The sequence below is a fragment of the Pseudoalteromonas sp. SCSIO 43095 genome, from assembly GCF_023650455.1.
In the GTDB taxonomy this organism is placed as follows: domain Bacteria; phylum Pseudomonadota; class Gammaproteobacteria; order Enterobacterales; family Alteromonadaceae; genus Pseudoalteromonas; species Pseudoalteromonas tetraodonis.
Genome location: NZ_CP087995.1, coordinates 693,782 through 710,249, shown reverse-complemented (window position 1 = coordinate 710,249; position 16,468 = coordinate 693,782). Strand labels below are relative to the sequence as shown.

Genomic DNA, 16,468 nt, shown 5'->3' with positions numbered 1-16,468 from the left:
AAAATAATCATATTGCCACGTAAGTAAGCAGGAGAAATCATGGCTGTTGTTGTTAAATATGTTGTAGAACGAAACGGAGTCGAGCGCATGACGTTTACTACTAAAAAAGAAGCTGATGCCTATGACAAAATGCTCGATATTGCCGAGTCACTAGAACTCATGCTTGAAAAAGTAGATGTGCCACTAAGTGAACAACAAGTTGAGTCGCTTGCACTTGAGATTGCGAAAAGTAAAGACGACTTTATGGCGGTACTTAAGGGGGCTAAAGAAGTACCTGCAAAAGCTAAAAAAGCAAAGTCAGATAACGTTGCTGATATAAAAGATAAAGCAGCGAGCTAATCTAAAAAATAGTATGCAGCTTATAAGCCGCACTACTAATTTATGAAACTGAATTCGTGATTCGTATTCAGTTTTTTTATGTCTTTAAGTAATAATAACGAGAAGCGAGTAAGACATCACAATTTGCTATTGTTACAAGTCAGTCAATAAAAAAATGCCAACCAGTTAAACTGGTTGGCATTTTTTTTAAACCAAAACTTTACGTTAGCTAATCACTTACAATGACGATTCAACTTCATCAAACAGATCAGTAATTTCTTTTTTCGGTTCAGCTGTTACGAGGCTTCCTACCACAATAGCAATACTCGCTAAAATGAAGCCTGGGACGATTTCATAAATTACACTGCTTAAGCTCTCACCATTAATGGTAATAGGCGCATAAATCCATACAAGCACTGTTAAAGCACCAATAACCATACCGCTAATAGCCCCTTTTAAGTTCATACGTTTCCAGTAAAGACTAAATAAGACAAGAGGACCAAATGCAGCACCAAAACCAGCCCACGCGTTGCTAACTAGATCAAGTATTGAACTATTACGGTCATACGCTAGGTAAATAGCAAATAACGCAACCAGTATTACGCTAATACGCCCTACTAATACCAGCTCAGTTTGAGAGGCATCACGGTTTAAGTAAATCTTGTAGAAGTCTTCAGTTAACGAACTTGAACACACCAATAATTGCGATGAAATCGTACTCATAATCGCAGCTAAAATAGCAGCCAGTAGGAAACCTGCAATTAACGGGTGGAAAATTAATTCAGCCAATACTAAGAAAATTGTTTCTTTATCGGCAATTGGCATTTGATTTTCAATCATGTATGCAGCACCGAATAAACCGGTAAATACTGCACCAATGGCAGATAAGGTCATCCAAGACATACCAATACGACGCATGGTTGGCATTTCTTTTACTGAACGAACAGACATGAAACGAACAATAATATGAGGCTGACCAAAGTAACCTAAACCCCATGCCATTGCAGAAATAATAGCAATGGTAGAACCACCTGCAAACCAGTCAAGCATACTTAAAGAATGAATTTCGCTTGCTTTAGGCGAGCTTAGTAACTGCTGATAATTTGCATTTGCTAAGGTATCCATAAATGGTTGGTCAAGCATCATATAAGTGGCAATTGGCACTGCTAACAACGAAATAAACATGATACAGCCTTGCACAAAGTCTGTAAGGCTAACCGCTAAAAAACCACCAAATAAGGTATAAACCACTACCACACCTGTGGTGATGTATAAGCCCATTTCGTAGCTCATTTGAAATGAGTTTTCAAATAACTTACCACCGGCAACAACACCCGATGAAGTGTATAAGGTAAAGAAAACAATAATTACTATTGCAGAGATAACACGTAGTATATTTTTGTTGTCATCAAAACGGTTTGCAAAGTAATCAGGAATAGTAATGGAGTCATTGGCTTTTTCAGTATAAACACGCAGCCTTGGGGCGACCAGAAAATAGTTTGCCCATGCACCTAATACTAAACCAATTGCAATCCAAACTTTACTCAACCCAAATAAATACATTGCACCAGGTAGGCCCATTAATAACCAACCACTCATGTCTGATGCACCCGCTGATAAGGCCGCAACACTGGGGGCTAAATTACGACCACCAAGCATATACCCTGAAATATCACTGGTAGATTGCTTATATGCGTATAGCCCTATTCCTAGCATTACAATAAAGTACAATGCCAGTGAAATAATCATTCCTGTTTCCAAATTCGCCTCCACTTAAAAAAGTAATAACAGGCTTGTAATCCAAATAATGACTCTTGAGATTTTATAATTAAGACAGTATTGGAATAAAAGCTTTCTAGCCAACTATAACACGGTAATTGCTAATAACTCCAACCCGCTAATTTAAGTAGATAAAAAACCATCTATTCGCTCGCTTTTAAAACAAATAGAATTAAAAACAATGAGTTTAGATTAATAAAAATCACCTAAGCCATGATATTTTATTAATAATAATTCATTTTACCGATGCTATTTTGAATGTTTTCCAATATATTATTACAATGTTAATCAATTTCTACTGTTTCGGAATCTTGTATGTATTTTTACGCTGCTCGCCAACCTATTTTAGATCGCAATAAGGAACTAATTGGCTACGAGCTTTTATTTCGTGATGGAGTAGATAACGTATTTCCGAACATTGACGGCGACGAAGCAACGTCTCGACTGATTGAGGGCAGCCAGTTTAATTTTGGTCTTGAAGATTTCACCGATAATAAACCCGCTTATATTAACTTTACTTTAGACACCTTATTAAAAGGCTACCCCACGCTGTTAGACAAAAACGGAGTTGTGATTGAAATACTAGAGACCGTTCAGCCAGGAAAACGTCTGCTAGCAATAGTTAAAGACCTAAAAGAGAAAGGGTACACACTCGCCCTAGATGACTATGCCCATCAACCGGTATGGCGTCACTTTTATCCGTTTATTGATATCATTAAAGTTGACTTTTTAACGTGCGATATGGAAACCGTTAAAACGATCATTAAGGACTTAAAACCTTACCCACATATCAAATTACTTGCAGAAAAAGTTGAAACTTACGAGCTTTACAACCAAGCTTTTGAGCTCGGCTTTGAGTACTTTCAAGGCTTTTTCTTTTCAAAACCCGAGATGGTGCAAAGTAAAACCTTACCGCCATCTGGCATGGCACTGGCTGAACTACTCTATGAAACATCCAGTGTAGAAATGGATCTTAAGAAGATCACCGATGTATTTGAGCGTGATGTTAACTTATCTTACAAGCTCTTGCGCTATTCAAACTCAGCAGCATTTACCCGCCGCTTTGAAATAGATACTATTAAACAAGCACTGATTGTCTTAGGTGCCAATGAAATCAAAAAACTACTATCTTTGCTATTTGCAGCACAAGTATCTGCAGATAAGCCATTAGAGCTTATTAGACTGTCGCTAACACGGGCACGTTTTTGTGAGTTGTTAGCTATTTCACATAACAAACTTAAAGATACAGGTATGGCGTTCTTAACCGGCATGATGTCGCTTATGGATGCGATATTAGATGAAGAAATGGACAGCATAATGCTTAAATTGCCTCTGTCTAATGAGATAAAAACAGCGCTGTTAAAAAATGAAGGACTACTTGCTGAATACTTAAACTTGGTCACTCTGTATGAGCATGGTGATTGGCAAGCTGCAAACGACAAAGCTCAGCAACTAAACTTAGGTGATGAAGTGCCTGATGCATATCACGAAGCTCTCAGCTGGGTTAGTGAGCAAATGCAGGTGATGATTGATAGCTAAATAAATTATTACTAATTAAGAAAAAACGCCAGCATTTGCTGGCGTTTTTGTTTTAATTAAAGGCTTTCTAAGAAATCTTCATCAAAATCTTCAGGCTCTTCTTTTATTGGCGGATTACCATCAAATAGCTCGTATAATTGACGCTGAAAGTAAATGTCTTTAATAAACAAGTAGGGGTCTAACGAATCATTCAATAAACCTTCCTGAGCCATTAATGACGCACGTGCTTCAACTGCTTTTAGTGCAAACACTAAAATAGTTTGTGGTGTAGTCAGTGCTATTTCAGGCAGTACAAGGTTATCAACAACATCACCGGTTAGGTTACGTGCGGTAGATGGCCCCATTGCTGGGATCATTAAATAGGCACCATCACCTACCCCCCAAACACCTAATGTTTGACCAAAGTCTTCATCGTTTACCTCAAGCCCAAGTGAGCTGGCTACATCAAAAATACCAAACACACCCACCGTTGAATTCACTAAAAAACGCGCAAAATTAATTCCGGCACTACTTGGTTTTCCTTGCAGGCCGGCATTTATAATATCAACGGGTGCGGTAATATTATCGGTAAAATGTACAATACTGCGCCGAACAGGCTGTGGTGTAACAGTGATGTAACCCACAGCTGCTGGCCTTAAAATATAGGTGTCGAGTACGTCCATATTAAAGTCATAAATAGGTCTATTTACGCTTTGTAAGGGATCGCGCTCATCATATTTACTCTCGGGTACTTGAACACAGCCCGATAAAGTGAGTAAACATAATAAAAGTAAGCCTTGTTTTAACATCTCAAATCCTTAAGGTATTGATGTATCAATGTTCAGTTGCACTTGTCGCACATCTTTACGGTTCAGTACTTCAGAGTGGCCTTCAAGCTCACCAGTACTTGGCATCACTGAATCATCATTAGAAATACGCGCAGAAATAACAATTTCATTAGCACTGGATAAATTTAGCCCTGCCATCATGGCATTAGCATCGCTCAGCTCAACCGTAATTGGAAAGCTATAGTCTGTTAGTTTGACCACAGCTAAAGGCATCGGTGATCCCTTAGCCGCTTTAGCAAACACAAACAAAATACCGTTATTGGGCTGTTTGTCTGCAAGTTGGCTATCGATATTAACGGTAACTTGAATACTTTGAGCCGCTAACTGCTCGCCACTGGTTACCACGTTTTGCTGAGCAATTTGTAGATCGATTTCGCTAATACGTTGGTTGATCATAGCGTAGCGCGTATCAGACTCATCCATACTTGCAAGTAGCACCTCAAACGCTGCCTTTGCCTGTAGCCAGTCTTTTCTCTCAAAGGCAATCAGTGCAAGTAACGAAATCGCATCAAGGTTATTTGGTTGAGCTTGCAGTACTTTAGAAAGCATACCCGCTGCACGAGTCATGTTCTCTTCACTGCCCTCAAGTAATAGCACCTGAGAGTAGCTAACAAGCGCTTGCATATTATCAGGGTTTATTTTTAATGTTTTATCGAATGACTGTTTCGCCATATCAAATTCATTTAGCATTAAAGCAACACGTCCTAACAACATCCAAGCCACTTCATCATCACCGCTTTGACTTAATTTAGTACGCAGTGCTAGGGCAAACGCTTGTAACTCATTTTTAGTTAATGGCTCGCCCTTTTGCATTACGGCGCGCTGACCATAATCGGCCAAGTTATCCATTGCATCATGCCAAGCTGCAATTTGTTGCTGGCTGCCTGTCATTGCATAGAAAATACCTGCTAATGCAATTAAAAACGCCGCGCCTGTTAAAGCAAATATACGATTGTCACCACGGCTATTTAGTGACTTCTCCGGCGATAATTCATTAAGTAAACGGCGTTTTAATTCAATAATAGCTTCGCTGTGATTTTGCGAGTCTATACGTTGATTATCTAAATCTGCCTGTAATTCAACTAAACGCTGTTCATAAATGCTGATAAGCTGTGCATTGGCGTTATGGGTGATGGTTACTACGCGCTCTTTTTTTAAAAAAGGCACAATAATAAACAGCAATGCAATAAGTGTGAGTAAAGCAAAAGACGCCCACATTAAAATCATTTAACTTTGCTCCTGATGTTTATTTTGTTTAATCAGCTTATTGAGCATCACTTCATCAGCGTCACTCCAGGTTTGTTTTACCGACGCTTTACGTTGGCGAATCACAATAAAGCCAAACCCAATTATTACAATGAATACCGGAAGTACCCACAGTATTAACGTAGCCGGCGTTACCGGTGGATCGTAATGAACAAAGTAGCCATAGCGGTCAATCATATAGTCAATGACTTCATCTTTGCTTTTACCATCTTTTACCAACGCCAGCACTCGCTCGCGCAAGTCTTTTGCGACAACGGCATCAGAGTCAGCAATATTCTGGTTTTGACATTTAGGGCAACGTAATTCTTTTGTTAGCTCTTCAAAACGAACCGCTTGTTCGTTGCTATCAAATTGATAACGGTCTTGCTGAGCAAACGCAGCTAAACTAATAAATAAGCTTAGGGTTAATAAAAACAATCTCATGGCTGCAGCTCCTGCATAAGAGGCGCAAACTTAGCGCGCCAAACTCGAGGGTTTATATCACCGGTGTGGTGTAACAAAATAGTGCCATTTTTATCTACTAAAAATGTCTCTGGTGCACCGGACACCCCTAAATCTAAAGACAATGAACGTTCTAAATCTAAAATATTAAATTGGTAAGGGTCGCCCGCACGTGAAAGCATATTACTCACATCGTCACGCAGTGCTTGCATATCAAACGGGCCATCAAAATCGGCGTCGTAACTTTGTACATAATACAAGCCGATAATTTTAACCCCTTGCTCACGTAGCTTAGTTAAATAACCAAGCTCAGCTAAACACGTTGGACACCATGTGCCCCATACGTTTAGTAAATACACGTCACCCTTTAGCTGCTCATCAGTCCAACGTTTATCGTCTTGCATTAAATCAGGTAAATTAAACGCAGGCACCGTTTGACCAATTCGCCCTGTTTGTATTTCCCGCGGGTTGGCAAACAACCCTTGGTATAAAAACACACAAATAAAGATAAAAATTAATAAAGGAGCAATTGCGATAAGTTTACGGTTCATACTGCCCCCTCTATTTCATCTTTTCGCGGTAAGGCGCGATAGCGCTTATCGAATAAAATCACAAAACCAGCGAGTGAGATCAGAATACCGCCAATCCACATCCAACGTACAAACGGCTTATGGTAAATGCGTAATGACCATGCCCCTTCACTTAGTTGCTCACCAAGCGCAAGATATAAATCACGAGTGAATCCGGCATCAATAGCGGCTTCGGTCATAAATTGCATACCAATATCGTAACGACGCTTTTCTGCATATAAACGCGTTACAGTGTCATTCCCTTTTAATACCGTCACGACACCAGCATGACCACTGTAGTTTGCACCACGAATCGTCTTCACACCGTCAAAGCGGTATTGATACTGGTTAAGCTGCACGATATCGCCTTGCTTCATCGATACATCACGCTCAACTGAATACGCCGAGGTGAGTGTAATGCCCGCTATAACAAAGGCTAAACCAACATGCCCCAGCACCATTGCCCAATAGCTTAAACCTAAACGCTTTATACCGAGTTTAACCGAGCCATGAACCGCTGCTTTGGTATATAAATCAATAAAAGTGGCAATAAATATCCATACACCTAGCGTGGTTGCTAAAAGTGTTAATGGAGTCACTACCTCATAGCTACTAAATAACCACGCACAGGTAATGATAATACTGACTAATGCGCCTACAAATATTTTATTTTGTAAAAAGGCCCACTTATTTTGCTTCCAACGCAGGAAAGGTCCAATGCCCATTAAAATAGCAAATGGCACCAGTAAAATAGCAAACATTTTATTAAAGAAAGGTTCGCCAATTGAAATACTGCCTAGCCCCATTTCCTTGTGAACCATAGGTAATAATGTACCTAACAGTACAATTAATGTAGCAACCACTAAGAAAATATTGTTTAACCAAAGTGCCACTTCACGCGATACAAATTTATAACGCCCTTCACTTTTAACTTGTGAGACACGCAAGCCATATAACGCTAAACCGCCGCCAACAACTACGGCCAAAAAGCCAAGGATAAATAAGCCACGATCAGGGTCTGTTGCAAAGGCATGCACCGAAACAATAATTCCTGAGCGAACGATAAAGGTGCCTAGTAAACTTAATGAGAATGCCGCAATAGCCAGTAACACTGTCCATGATTTAAATACGCCACGTTTTTCAGTCACACTTAAAGAGTGCAGTAACGCGGTTGCAACTAACCATGGCATGAGTGATGCATTTTCAACAGGATCCCAGAACCACCAGCCGCCCCAGCCTAGCTCTGAATAGGCCCACCAACTACCTATAGTGATACCTAAGGTTAAAAAGCCCCATGCCGTCATTGTCCATGGGCGTGACCATTTTGCCCAGGTGTTATCAAGCTTGCCGGTTAACAACGCGGCAATAGCAAAGGCAAAAGCAACAGAAAGACCGACATACCCCATATAAAGTAATGGAGGGTGAATGATCATCCCTGGGTCTTGTAATAATGGATTTAAATCGCGTCCCTCAACAGGGAAATAGGGCAGTAAACGTTCAAACGGACTTGAAAGTAGCAAGGTGTACATCATAAATCCGACACCTAAAAAGCCAAGCACACCTAATACGCGAGCACGAAGTACCCAAGGCAGTGACTTTGAACGCAAAGCAACAACGGCGGTCCAACCGGCCTGCATTAATAACCACAGTAAAATAGCGCCTTCATGGCCACCCCATGTTGAGGTTATTTTATAATACCAAGGCAAGGTGCTACTTGAGTGATACGCTACATAAGATACGGTAAAATCATCGGTTAAGCTGGCATAAATAAGCGCAGCAAAAGACAAAGCAACAAATGCAAACTGACCAATAGCAAGTGATGGCGCAGCGCGCATCAAACGAAGGTTTCCTGTGTGTGCACCCCAAAGTGGGAAAATACACAACAGCACACTGAGTACCATGGCCAATGTTAGGGAAAAATAACCAAGTTCTGGGATCATATTAGCTCCCGCTATCTAAATTGTATTTTGGTTTCTCATGCTTAATTCCTTTTACTGCCTCGGCAACCTCAGCTGGCATATATTCTTCATCATGCTTGGCCAACACTTCAAATGCTTCAATCACGTTAGGCTCTACTAACACACCTTGCGCAACAATCCCTTGCCCTTCACGAAATAGATCAGGCAAAATTCCTTGATAACGCACAGTGACCAATGGGCCAGTATCAATCAACTTAAAGCTTACCTGTAAGCTTTGCTCATTTCTTTGCACTGTACCAGGGACAACCATACCGCCAATGCGGAGCTTTTGTCCTATATGAGGCTTTTCTTTATTCGGGCCTTTACCATCAATTAATTCACTGGGGGTGTAAAACAAATTAATGTTTTCTTGTAAGGCGTACAACACTAAACCAATTGATCCACCAATACCAAAGAGTACGGCAATAATAACCAAAAGGCGTTTTTTACGTCTAGGGTTCACGAGGTTTGCTCCTGCTTAGAATTTTTAATTCGAGTTTCACGCGCAATTTGCTGCTCTACCGACGCTAAAATTTGTTTTTTGTCGCGTAACGAGCTAAATAAAATGCCTAATAAAATTAATGCGCATGTACCAAAAGAAAGCCATACATAAAAGCCATAGCCTCCCATTGCAATAAAATCTGAAAACGAGTCAAACTGCATAATTACCCCTTAGTTAACAACTGTCGCACCCATGGGCGGTGCTTTTCACGGTGTAAAATTTCATTTTTAAGACGAATTAAAGTCACAGTACCAACAAACGCGGCAAAGGCTAAAATATTAATCATTAACGGCCAAAACATACTTGGATCTACCGCGTCGCGGTTAAACTTAGTGATGCTTGCCCCTTGATGCAGGGTATTCCACCATTCCACCGAAAAATGAATGATAGGCAAGTTAATAACCCCAACAATAGCTAAAATAGACGCGGCGCGACCGGCTGATTTTTTATCTTCAAAGGCATGGTACAAAGACAACACCCCTAGATATAAAAATAACAAAATGAGTTCAGAGGTCAGTCGTGCATCCCATACCCACCAAGCACCCCACATAGGTTTACCCCACGCAGCACCGGTGATTAAGGCTATTGCGGTCATGCAGGCACCTACGGGTGCTATTGCAATCACCGCAAGCTCTGCATTGCGTAATTGCCATACAAGCGCAACAATGGCTGCAATCGCCATTGATGAATAAGCGCCCATAGATAAAATAGCGGAGGGCACGTGAATAAAAATAATACGGTAACTGTCTTTTTGTTGGTAATCGGCAGGAGCAAAACCTAATCCCCAGACCCAACCAACAACCATACTAATAACTGTTACTACTGCAAAATATGGCAGTAGAGTATTGCATAATTGATATGCTCGCTCTGCTTTCGCATACGGATGTAACCACTTCCACATATTAACTTACACTCACTTTTAATGCTGATGATATGGCAATTGGCGCACTGATAGTCGCAACGACTAACATCGCACCAAGGATTGCAAGCTGACCACTGTAATCCAGCGACATAGTGCTGGTATCAATAGCGGAAGTTGCAAAAATTAAAACCGGAATATACAAAGGCAAAACGAGCAGACTCATTAAAATGCCGCCTTTTTGTAATCCCACAGTCAAACCCGCCCCTATTGCGCCAATGAAGCTCAATAAAGGCGTGCCCAATAATAGCGTTAATAACGTTGCCACTAAGGCAGTCGTTTCTAAATTTAGTAGTAAAGCAAATAAAGGGGTCATTAGCACTAACGGGAGGCCGGTGATCACCCAGTGTGCGGCTACTTTGCCCAGCACCGTTAATGATAAGGGGTATGACGAAGCAATGAGCTGCTCCAAAGAGCCATCGTGGTAATCATCTCTAAACAGTTTATCAAGGCCAAGCATGGTCGATAATAAAGCCGCAACCCAAATAATGCCCGGGGCCATTCTTGATAGCAAGCCTGGCTCAGGCCCTATGGCTAATGGAAACAGTGAGATAACAATTAAAAAAAACAAGATAGGATTTACTATTTCAGCGCGCTGACGAAAAGCGAGCTTAACGTCTTTGCTAAATACCGCGACAAATAACTGCCAATATGAGTGCTGTCGTGTCATTAGTGGCGGTACTCCAAAGTCAACGTTTGTAAGTCACTAAAGTGAGTGGTTAAATCTTGGTGTGTTGTTAACAAAATAGCGCCCCCCTTTGATAAGTGCTCAGTAAAACGTTGCTGTAAAAAGGCAACCCCGCTTTTATCTAGCGCCGTGAAAGGTTCATCTAAAACCCATAACTTGGCCTCAGATAACCATAATCGAACGAGAGCCACTCGCCGCTGTTGACCCGCAGATAACGTTCTTACAGGCACATCTTCCAGCCCTACTAAACCTAATTTACTTAATAAAGGGTATAAGTCAGGAGTATCAACATAACCATTAATAGCCAACCAATGTGCTACATTTTCAAGCGCGGTAAGTTGTACGTTTACACCGGTTTTATGGCCTATAAATAATAAGTCTCTGGCATATTCGTCATAATATTTTTTGATAGATTGATTTAGGTATAAAATATCACCTTCATCCGGCAGCGAAAAACCAGCAATAATGCGCAATAATGATGTTTTACCAGCCCCATTAGGACCAGCTAACTGCATGATTTGACCGCTTTTAAGGCTAAAATTAAGTTCATCAAACAAACAACGCTCTTGCTTGATACAAGTAACGGACTTAATGTGTAACAAGATGACGATTCTCTCTGCCAAAAATTAGCGGTAAGTCTACCATAATGATAGGGTAATACGAATATTGCTTTAGAATCGATTTACTTAAAATACAGAAAACTTGATATAAAATAATGAATACACCAACGTACATCACATTGCCTAACCCACAGGTTAGTAATCAAACAACTGATTCTGGTAAGGCTGCGTTAGCAACACTGCCACCTGAAGTGCTGACGGCAAAAAATATTCAGTTTTCTAAAGATTCAGTCACGCTTGATGTGTTTATGAATAAGCATTGGCAAACGATTCGCCTTGGTACAACTGAGACACCCATAAACGTTGAAAAAATAGCAAGCGCTAACATACAGTTAAGTGCAGATGGTAAAAGCTTAACCATCATCCCTAACAATACAACTTTAACAATTAAACAACCGGCTCAGTTGCAACGATTTTTAAATTTTATAAACACCCAAAGTGATATTCAAAACAGTCCACTATCACTTCAGGTGGTATTACAACCTACACCAAAGTTGGTCATTGAAAAATTTAATGCCAGTATTGCTATTAATAAACACGTTGCACAATTACTCGCAGATGAGCCTTTAATAAAGGGGATGATTGAAACGGATAGTAAAGGTACACGACTTAATATTATTAACCGTTTTACTGATATAGTGCACTCACAGCCAATAAACCAAGCCAAACTAACACAGTTGCTTGCCAGTAATTTAAGCCCAGCTCAGCTTCATGCTATGCCTAAGTTTGCGGTATTAAGCCCAAACTCTTTTAAAGACTCATTAACTATTAACCTAAGTCACCGACAATTAAGTGAACTACCTACCATCCCGACTAAGGTAAACATTACTCACCAAGCAGATAAATTACTGATCAAAACCGCTTATCATAATATGACTGTGAGCCTTAAAAACTCATTTAGTAAACCGTTTAATGAGATGCTCTCTTTGCAACAATCGCAAGGCCTAATTGATCACTCGCCAAGTAAACAGCATCCGCTCAGCACGATAAATAGTCCGATACAATCATGGTTGAAAAGCAGTTTTGCTGATTTTAAAACGCGTATTTTAGATGCGGTAAAGTACTTTGAAAGCAAGCCATTTACGACCTCGGTAAGCTCATCTCAAAAACCAGAATTTACAGGCAATGCTCAGCAAAAATGGCTCACCCCAATGCAAAAAATTGACATGACACAATTAAAAAACGTGTCAAATTTAGCGCCGCCCCTATTGCAATTTACCCAGCAAATAAAATCAAGCGTTTCTATGTGGCAACAACAACCGTTATTAGCACACGTTTTATCTCCTTTAGTGACTCCTTTTTCATCCCCATCAACTAACGCGGCTACATTAGGTCAGAGCTTACAGCCTTTAGAAAGACTCTTATTAGCGACGGTTGTAAAACAAAGTCCAAGTACCTCAATAGAACAAAAAGATGCGACAAAGCAAATAGTAAGCAGCCAACTTAATACCATTACAAGCAAACTGACTGATCAAGGAACCGATTTAAACCGTTTAGTTAATCAGGCTTTTAATCGCATGTTGTCAGATACTAATTTACACCCAGCAACCATACAGCGCGAAATACTCAGCACTATAAAGCCGACACAACTTCAAAGCGACATTTTACAGAGCTCGTTTAATAGAGGTGTTGAACAGCTTTCATTAAGCATTTTAGCCGCGCCTATCATTAACCAAAATCCAAGTGCAGTGAGTATTAATAATCAAACGGGTTTAGAAGCTTTAATGCAGGTTTTATTACCGACGTTTAAAGTGGGTAATAGCGCCAATAAATTGTTGGAACAATTACAGCAACCACAAGTACAAGCATTAGCAGGTGAATTAACCCAAATTAAGAACACATTAAGCCAAGTACAAACGTCTGCTATTAGTCAACAACCTGACACAAACACCTTGGTGCAATTTTTATTACCGATGAAGTTACCTGCTGAAGCGGCGCAAACAGAAATAACTTTAGGGCAGTATAAAAAGCACAGTAGCGGTAAACTAGCGGATAAAAATGTCTGGTTTGTCAGGCTCAACTTTGATTATGCCGAGCTGGGTAAGCTACAAATAATCGCAGAGCTCATGGATAAAGCTTTAGATTGTCAGTTGTTAGCCTCAACCCAAGCGGTGAGCGCTTTAGCTCATCCACATCTTGATAATTTACGCTCAAAACTGGCAAAACAAGGCTTACAAGTGGGTGAACTTAATTTGAAACGCGCAGATGACAACCATCAAGCATTTTACCAATCCCATGCCATTATTAATATTAAGGTTTAGTCATGACTGAGTCATCAAAAAGCAATTCAGCAATTGGACTACTCTACGAGGCGGGACATTCACCCATTGTAAGTGCTAAAGGGTTTGGTGAACTGGCGGATGAAATTATTGCCCTAGCCAAAGAAAAAGGAATTTTAATCCATCAAGATGAAGCACTTGCAAATACACTATCGAAACTAGACCTCGCAGAAGAGATCCCCAAAGAGTTGTACTTTGTTATTGCTGAGCTCATTGCGTTTTCATATGTGGTTAGAGGAAAGTTTCCGCCTGGTTGGCAAGACTTTCAGGGAAAGCTAAATATAAAAGCATAACGCAGTGTTATAAAAGCAAAAAAGGCGCTAAGCGCCTTTTTGTTTGTGTAATGAAAACAACAGTTCAGCCTCGGCGCGGGGTAATTCACATTCGCGAATAACCTCATCTAAATCAGCACCTAACTCAACCATTTTTACTGCACGAGAGTATATTTTAGCATCGGGGTCATCGTATTTTTGAGCTGCTTGTTGCTGTATCAGCTCTTGGTTTTGTTGTTCTACCTCAAGCAAACGCTTACCAATACTCAGTAAACCGGTTCGCAACTCTGACACTTCGCTACGTAAAATATTAATCTGCTCTGATGAATCTTTAAACTGTTGTAATTGCGCGCCAAGCTCACTCGCATAGCGCTTTTTAAACATCACAATTAAAAGCAGCGAGAGTAGCCCAAAAACTAAACCCGCAATAGCAATACCAAGTAATAACATAGTTTTATGTAGAGAAGCTTATATATCGCTTAACTCATCCCATTCGTCATCACTAAGTAGTTTATTTAAATCAACCAGAATAAGTAACTCATTGTCGCGGTTACATACACCTTGAATAAATTTAGCACTTTCCTCTGTACCTACATTTGGCGCACTGTCAATTTCAGAGCTACGTAGGTAAACAACCTCAGAAACGCTATCGGCTAAAATGCCAATCACTTGCTCTTCAGCTTCAATAATTAAAATACGTGAATTATCCGTCGCTTCAATATCAGGTAAACCAAAACGAGAGCGAGTATCAATAACGGTAACAACATTACCACGTAAGTTAATAATACCAATCACATACGAAGGCGCACCTGGTACAGGAGCAATCTCGGTGTAACGCAGTATTTCTTGCACTTGCATTACATTTACGCCATAAGTTTCATCTTCTAGCTTGAAAGTAACCCACTGTAAAATCTCATCATTATTATCTGCATTTTTCTTAGCTGACAGTAATTTATCTTCACTCATGCTCTTACCTCGTAATGGTCATTACTTGTGACGGCTATCTAGGCCTTTCTCTAATAGTGCGTTTAAATTATTAACATCTATTAAAGCACACATTTTTTCTTTAATTACTCCAGCAAGCCATGGGCGCTTACTGTTATTTGTACGCCATTTTACATCTTCTTTACTCAATGTAATGTTATTTATTAGTTTTTCTGCTAATAAACCCCATTGGCTATCACCTAAAGTGATGAGGTATTGATAATTTAAAGATGCCTCTAACTGCTCATCGTACTTTTCAGGCATAACCCAGCGAGCGGTATCAACAACATTGAGCTTTTCTTCTCGGTTGATCATAACCCCTTTAAACCACTTAGGCTTGCCAAATAAATGATTTACTTCTCTAAGCTCATGAATGCCACCTAAGGCTTTTAGCGGCACCGCTAAAGTAAGCCCTGCCACTTCAAAAAACAGCGCTTGAAACTCACCATCAAAGTAGTCAGCTTCACCACCTACAACCACCTCTTGCTCAGGCACGACGTGTTGCTCTTGGAGAGTGTCAATTTCTACATTCGATACTTGCTTATTAAGCTTTTTAACTTCAACAACAGGCTCAACTATTACTGGTTGTTCTTTTTGCTCTTCATACGTTACCTGCTCAAGCAGTTTAGCAACAGGCTCAAGGTCTTTTGTTGGTTCGTCATCAGATAATAACGCCCCTAAGTACTGAGTGACTACTTTTTCATTAGCAAATAATTGCTTACTCATTTATTAACCTTGTTTTATTAAATATTTAAGTAATGCTTTATAAGCATAGACTCCACGCGCATTTGGGCAAAAATCTACCGGTACTTTTTGCGCTAAACTTGCATCTCTAAATTTAGTATCAACAGGAATAACGCCTGGCCATACTTTTTCTTTATACGTTTCTTGTAATGTTTTATAGGCCTCAAGCGATGCTTTGGTTCGTTTATCATACATAGTTGGAATGATAGTATATTCATAGCTTTTCGCTTGAGAGGTTTGCATTAACTCCATAGTACGCATCATTCTGTCGAGCCCTTTAAGCGCCAAGAACTCAGTTTGCACCGGCACTAACACTCTTTCACAGGCAGCAAGCGCATTGACCATCAGCACACCTAAAACAGGTGGGCAATCTAAAATTGCGTAATCGTAATACTCGCTAATTTTAGCCAGTGTTTTTTTTAAAATCAGGCCCATTCCCGTTTTATTACCCATGCTACGGTCAAGTGTCGCGATCGCCATAGTTGCAGGTAAAATATCAAGGTTTTCAATTGTTGAGGGGCATAATGCTTGCAATATTTCTTCGCTTTTCATACTCGAGCCGCGAGTAAAAATATCGTAAACACTGACCTCTAAATCTTCTGAATCAATACCAAAGTAATAGGTTAGTGAAGCATGAGGATCTGTATCAATCAATAACACGCGCTTGCCTTGAAGCGCAAGGATCCCTGCCAGGCTAACCGCTGTAGTGGTTTTGCCTACTCCCCCTTTTTGATTGGCTACTGTCCAAACTTTCACATTACAT

19 protein-coding genes are annotated in these 16,468 nt (G+C 40.2%); 4 read left to right on the top strand and 15 right to left on the bottom strand.

Annotation, left to right across the window (positions count from 1 at the left end):
* The first annotated feature begins 39 nt into the window (after nt 1-39).
* Nucleotides 40-339, top strand: a complete 300-nt coding sequence (locus tag LOC50_RS03325) for a YebG family protein (RefSeq protein ID WP_036981796.1) — start codon at nt 40-42, stop codon at nt 337-339.
* Between the two features lie 216 nt (nt 340-555).
* Here the strand turns inward: LOC50_RS03325 and putP are convergent, their stop codons facing one another.
* Nucleotides 556-2,067 (bottom strand): sodium/proline symporter PutP, encoded by a 1,512-nt coding sequence (putP, locus tag LOC50_RS03320; RefSeq protein ID WP_036981794.1) that lies wholly within the window; start codon nt 2,065-2,067, stop codon nt 556-558.
* A 345-nt stretch (nt 2,068-2,412) separates the two neighbouring features.
* Between putP and LOC50_RS03315 the strand changes: the two genes are divergently transcribed.
* The gene (locus LOC50_RS03315; RefSeq protein WP_250653622.1) at nt 2,413-3,636 is read left to right on the top strand and encodes an EAL and HDOD domain-containing protein; all 1,224 of its coding nucleotides are present in this window, start codon (nt 2,413-2,415) and stop codon (nt 3,634-3,636) included.
* A gap of 56 nt (nt 3,637-3,692) precedes the next feature.
* Here LOC50_RS03315 and LOC50_RS03310 read toward each other — a convergent pair whose 3' ends face one another.
* Genes LOC50_RS03310 through ccmA form a run of 10 tightly spaced genes read right to left on the bottom strand, consistent with a single transcriptional unit; the run spans nt 3,693 to nt 11,408 of the window.
* A complete protein-coding gene (locus LOC50_RS03310) occupies nt 3,693-4,424 on the bottom strand; it encodes an MlaA family lipoprotein (RefSeq protein ID WP_036981790.1) in 732 nt (243 codons plus the stop codon).
* 9 nt (nt 4,425-4,433) lie between these two features.
* The gene (gene ccmI / locus LOC50_RS03305) at nt 4,434-5,690 is read right to left on the bottom strand and encodes a c-type cytochrome biogenesis protein CcmI (protein ID WP_250653621.1); all 1,257 of its coding nucleotides are present in this window, start codon (nt 5,688-5,690) and stop codon (nt 4,434-4,436) included.
* Nucleotides 5,691-6,152 carry a cytochrome c-type biogenesis protein gene (locus LOC50_RS03300; protein WP_250653620.1) on the bottom strand — a complete coding sequence of 154 codons (462 nt, stop codon included), beginning with the start codon at nt 6,150-6,152 and terminating at the stop codon, nt 5,691-5,693.
* Nucleotides 6,149-6,721 (bottom strand): DsbE family thiol:disulfide interchange protein, encoded by a 573-nt coding sequence (locus tag LOC50_RS03295; protein ID WP_069438693.1) that lies wholly within the window; start codon nt 6,719-6,721, stop codon nt 6,149-6,151. Before LOC50_RS03295 ends, LOC50_RS03300 begins: the two co-directional genes overlap by 4 nt.
* The gene (locus LOC50_RS03290; RefSeq protein WP_250653619.1) at nt 6,718-8,679 is read right to left on the bottom strand and encodes a heme lyase CcmF/NrfE family subunit; all 1,962 of its coding nucleotides are present in this window, start codon (nt 8,677-8,679) and stop codon (nt 6,718-6,720) included. Before LOC50_RS03290 ends, LOC50_RS03295 begins: the two co-directional genes overlap by 4 nt.
* A gap of 1 nt (nt 8,680) precedes the next feature.
* Entirely contained in the window at nt 8,681-9,160 is a 480-nt protein-coding gene (gene ccmE, locus LOC50_RS03285) for a cytochrome c maturation protein CcmE (protein WP_008465420.1), read from the bottom strand.
* On the bottom strand, nt 9,157-9,360 hold the full coding sequence (gene ccmD, locus LOC50_RS03280) for a heme exporter protein CcmD (protein ID WP_008112240.1): 204 nt from the start codon (nt 9,358-9,360) through the stop codon (nt 9,157-9,159). The genes ccmE and ccmD overlap by 4 nt, the downstream gene beginning before the upstream one ends.
* Before the next feature lie 2 nt (nt 9,361-9,362).
* Entirely contained in the window at nt 9,363-10,100 is a 738-nt protein-coding gene (locus LOC50_RS03275; protein ID WP_010387946.1) for a heme ABC transporter permease, read from the bottom strand.
* A gap of 1 nt (nt 10,101) precedes the next feature.
* Nucleotides 10,102-10,788 (bottom strand): heme exporter protein CcmB, encoded by a 687-nt coding sequence (gene ccmB / locus LOC50_RS03270; protein ID WP_028833998.1) that lies wholly within the window; start codon nt 10,786-10,788, stop codon nt 10,102-10,104.
* On the bottom strand, nt 10,788-11,408 hold the full coding sequence (ccmA, locus tag LOC50_RS03265; protein WP_139129351.1) for a cytochrome c biogenesis heme-transporting ATPase CcmA: 621 nt from the start codon (nt 11,406-11,408) through the stop codon (nt 10,788-10,790). Before ccmA ends, ccmB begins: the two co-directional genes overlap by 1 nt.
* Before the next feature lie 113 nt (nt 11,409-11,521).
* On the opposite strand from ccmA, the gene fliK reads away from it, so the two are divergent.
* Nucleotides 11,522-13,687, top strand: coding sequence for a flagellar hook-length control protein FliK (gene fliK / locus LOC50_RS03260; protein ID WP_250653618.1), 2,166 nt, complete (start codon nt 11,522-11,524; stop codon nt 13,685-13,687).
* A 2-nt stretch (nt 13,688-13,689) separates the two neighbouring features.
* Nucleotides 13,690-13,998: an EscU/YscU/HrcU family type III secretion system export apparatus switch protein gene (locus LOC50_RS03255; protein WP_010387940.1), complete on the top strand. Its 309-nt coding sequence runs from the start codon at nt 13,690-13,692 to the stop codon at nt 13,996-13,998.
* Between the two features lie 27 nt (nt 13,999-14,025).
* Here LOC50_RS03255 and LOC50_RS03250 read toward each other — a convergent pair whose 3' ends face one another.
* Genes LOC50_RS03250 through LOC50_RS03235 form a run of 4 tightly spaced genes read right to left on the bottom strand, consistent with a single transcriptional unit; the run spans nt 14,026 to nt 16,461 of the window.
* Nucleotides 14,026-14,427 carry a DUF2802 domain-containing protein gene (locus tag LOC50_RS03250; protein WP_036981774.1) on the bottom strand — a complete coding sequence of 134 codons (402 nt, stop codon included), beginning with the start codon at nt 14,425-14,427 and terminating at the stop codon, nt 14,026-14,028.
* A gap of 18 nt (nt 14,428-14,445) precedes the next feature.
* Nucleotides 14,446-14,943, bottom strand: coding sequence for a chemotaxis protein CheW (locus LOC50_RS03245; RefSeq protein WP_008112225.1), 498 nt, complete (start codon nt 14,941-14,943; stop codon nt 14,446-14,448).
* Between the two features lie 21 nt (nt 14,944-14,964).
* Nucleotides 14,965-15,687 (bottom strand): chemotaxis protein CheW, encoded by a 723-nt coding sequence (locus tag LOC50_RS03240; RefSeq protein WP_069438697.1) that lies wholly within the window; start codon nt 15,685-15,687, stop codon nt 14,965-14,967.
* A 3-nt stretch (nt 15,688-15,690) separates the two neighbouring features.
* Nucleotides 15,691-16,461: a ParA family protein gene (locus LOC50_RS03235; RefSeq protein ID WP_008112222.1), complete on the bottom strand. Its 771-nt coding sequence runs from the start codon at nt 16,459-16,461 to the stop codon at nt 15,691-15,693.
* Nucleotides 16,462-16,468 lie beyond the last annotated feature (7 nt).

Excerpts from the sequence above, each read along its gene's own strand:
- fliK (WP_250653618.1), top strand. The coding sequence starts at position 11,522 with ATGAATACACCAACGTACATCACATTGCCTAACCCACAGGTTAGTAAT.
- putP (WP_036981794.1), bottom strand. The coding sequence starts at position 2,067 with ATGATTATTTCACTGGCATTGTACTTTATTGTAATGCTAGGAATAGGG.
- LOC50_RS03240 (WP_069438697.1), bottom strand. The coding sequence starts at position 15,687 with ATGAGTAAGCAATTATTTGCTAATGAAAAAGTAGTCACTCAGTACTTA.
- ccmB (WP_028833998.1), bottom strand. The coding sequence starts at position 10,788 with ATGACACGACAGCACTCATATTGGCAGTTATTTGTCGCGGTATTTAGC.
- ccmD (WP_008112240.1), bottom strand. The coding sequence starts at position 9,360 with ATGCAGTTTGACTCGTTTTCAGATTTTATTGCAATGGGAGGCTATGGC.
- LOC50_RS03290 (WP_250653619.1), bottom strand. The coding sequence starts at position 8,679 with ATGATCCCAGAACTTGGTTATTTTTCCCTAACATTGGCCATGGTACTC.
- LOC50_RS03295 (WP_069438693.1), bottom strand. The coding sequence starts at position 6,721 with ATGAACCGTAAACTTATCGCAATTGCTCCTTTATTAATTTTTATCTTT.
- LOC50_RS03250 (WP_036981774.1), bottom strand. The coding sequence starts at position 14,427 with ATGTTATTACTTGGTATTGCTATTGCGGGTTTAGTTTTTGGGCTACTC.
- LOC50_RS03325 (WP_036981796.1), top strand. The coding sequence starts at position 40 with ATGGCTGTTGTTGTTAAATATGTTGTAGAACGAAACGGAGTCGAGCGC.
- LOC50_RS03315 (WP_250653622.1), top strand. The coding sequence starts at position 2,413 with ATGTATTTTTACGCTGCTCGCCAACCTATTTTAGATCGCAATAAGGAA.
- LOC50_RS03275 (WP_010387946.1), bottom strand. The coding sequence starts at position 10,100 with ATGTGGAAGTGGTTACATCCGTATGCGAAAGCAGAGCGAGCATATCAA.
- ccmI (WP_250653621.1), bottom strand. The coding sequence starts at position 5,690 with ATGATTTTAATGTGGGCGTCTTTTGCTTTACTCACACTTATTGCATTG.
- LOC50_RS03310 (WP_036981790.1), bottom strand. The coding sequence starts at position 4,424 with ATGTTAAAACAAGGCTTACTTTTATTATGTTTACTCACTTTATCGGGC.
- LOC50_RS03245 (WP_008112225.1), bottom strand. The coding sequence starts at position 14,943 with ATGAGTGAAGATAAATTACTGTCAGCTAAGAAAAATGCAGATAATAAT.
- LOC50_RS03300 (WP_250653620.1), bottom strand. The coding sequence starts at position 6,152 with ATGAGATTGTTTTTATTAACCCTAAGCTTATTTATTAGTTTAGCTGCG.
- LOC50_RS03255 (WP_010387940.1), top strand. The coding sequence starts at position 13,690 with ATGACTGAGTCATCAAAAAGCAATTCAGCAATTGGACTACTCTACGAG.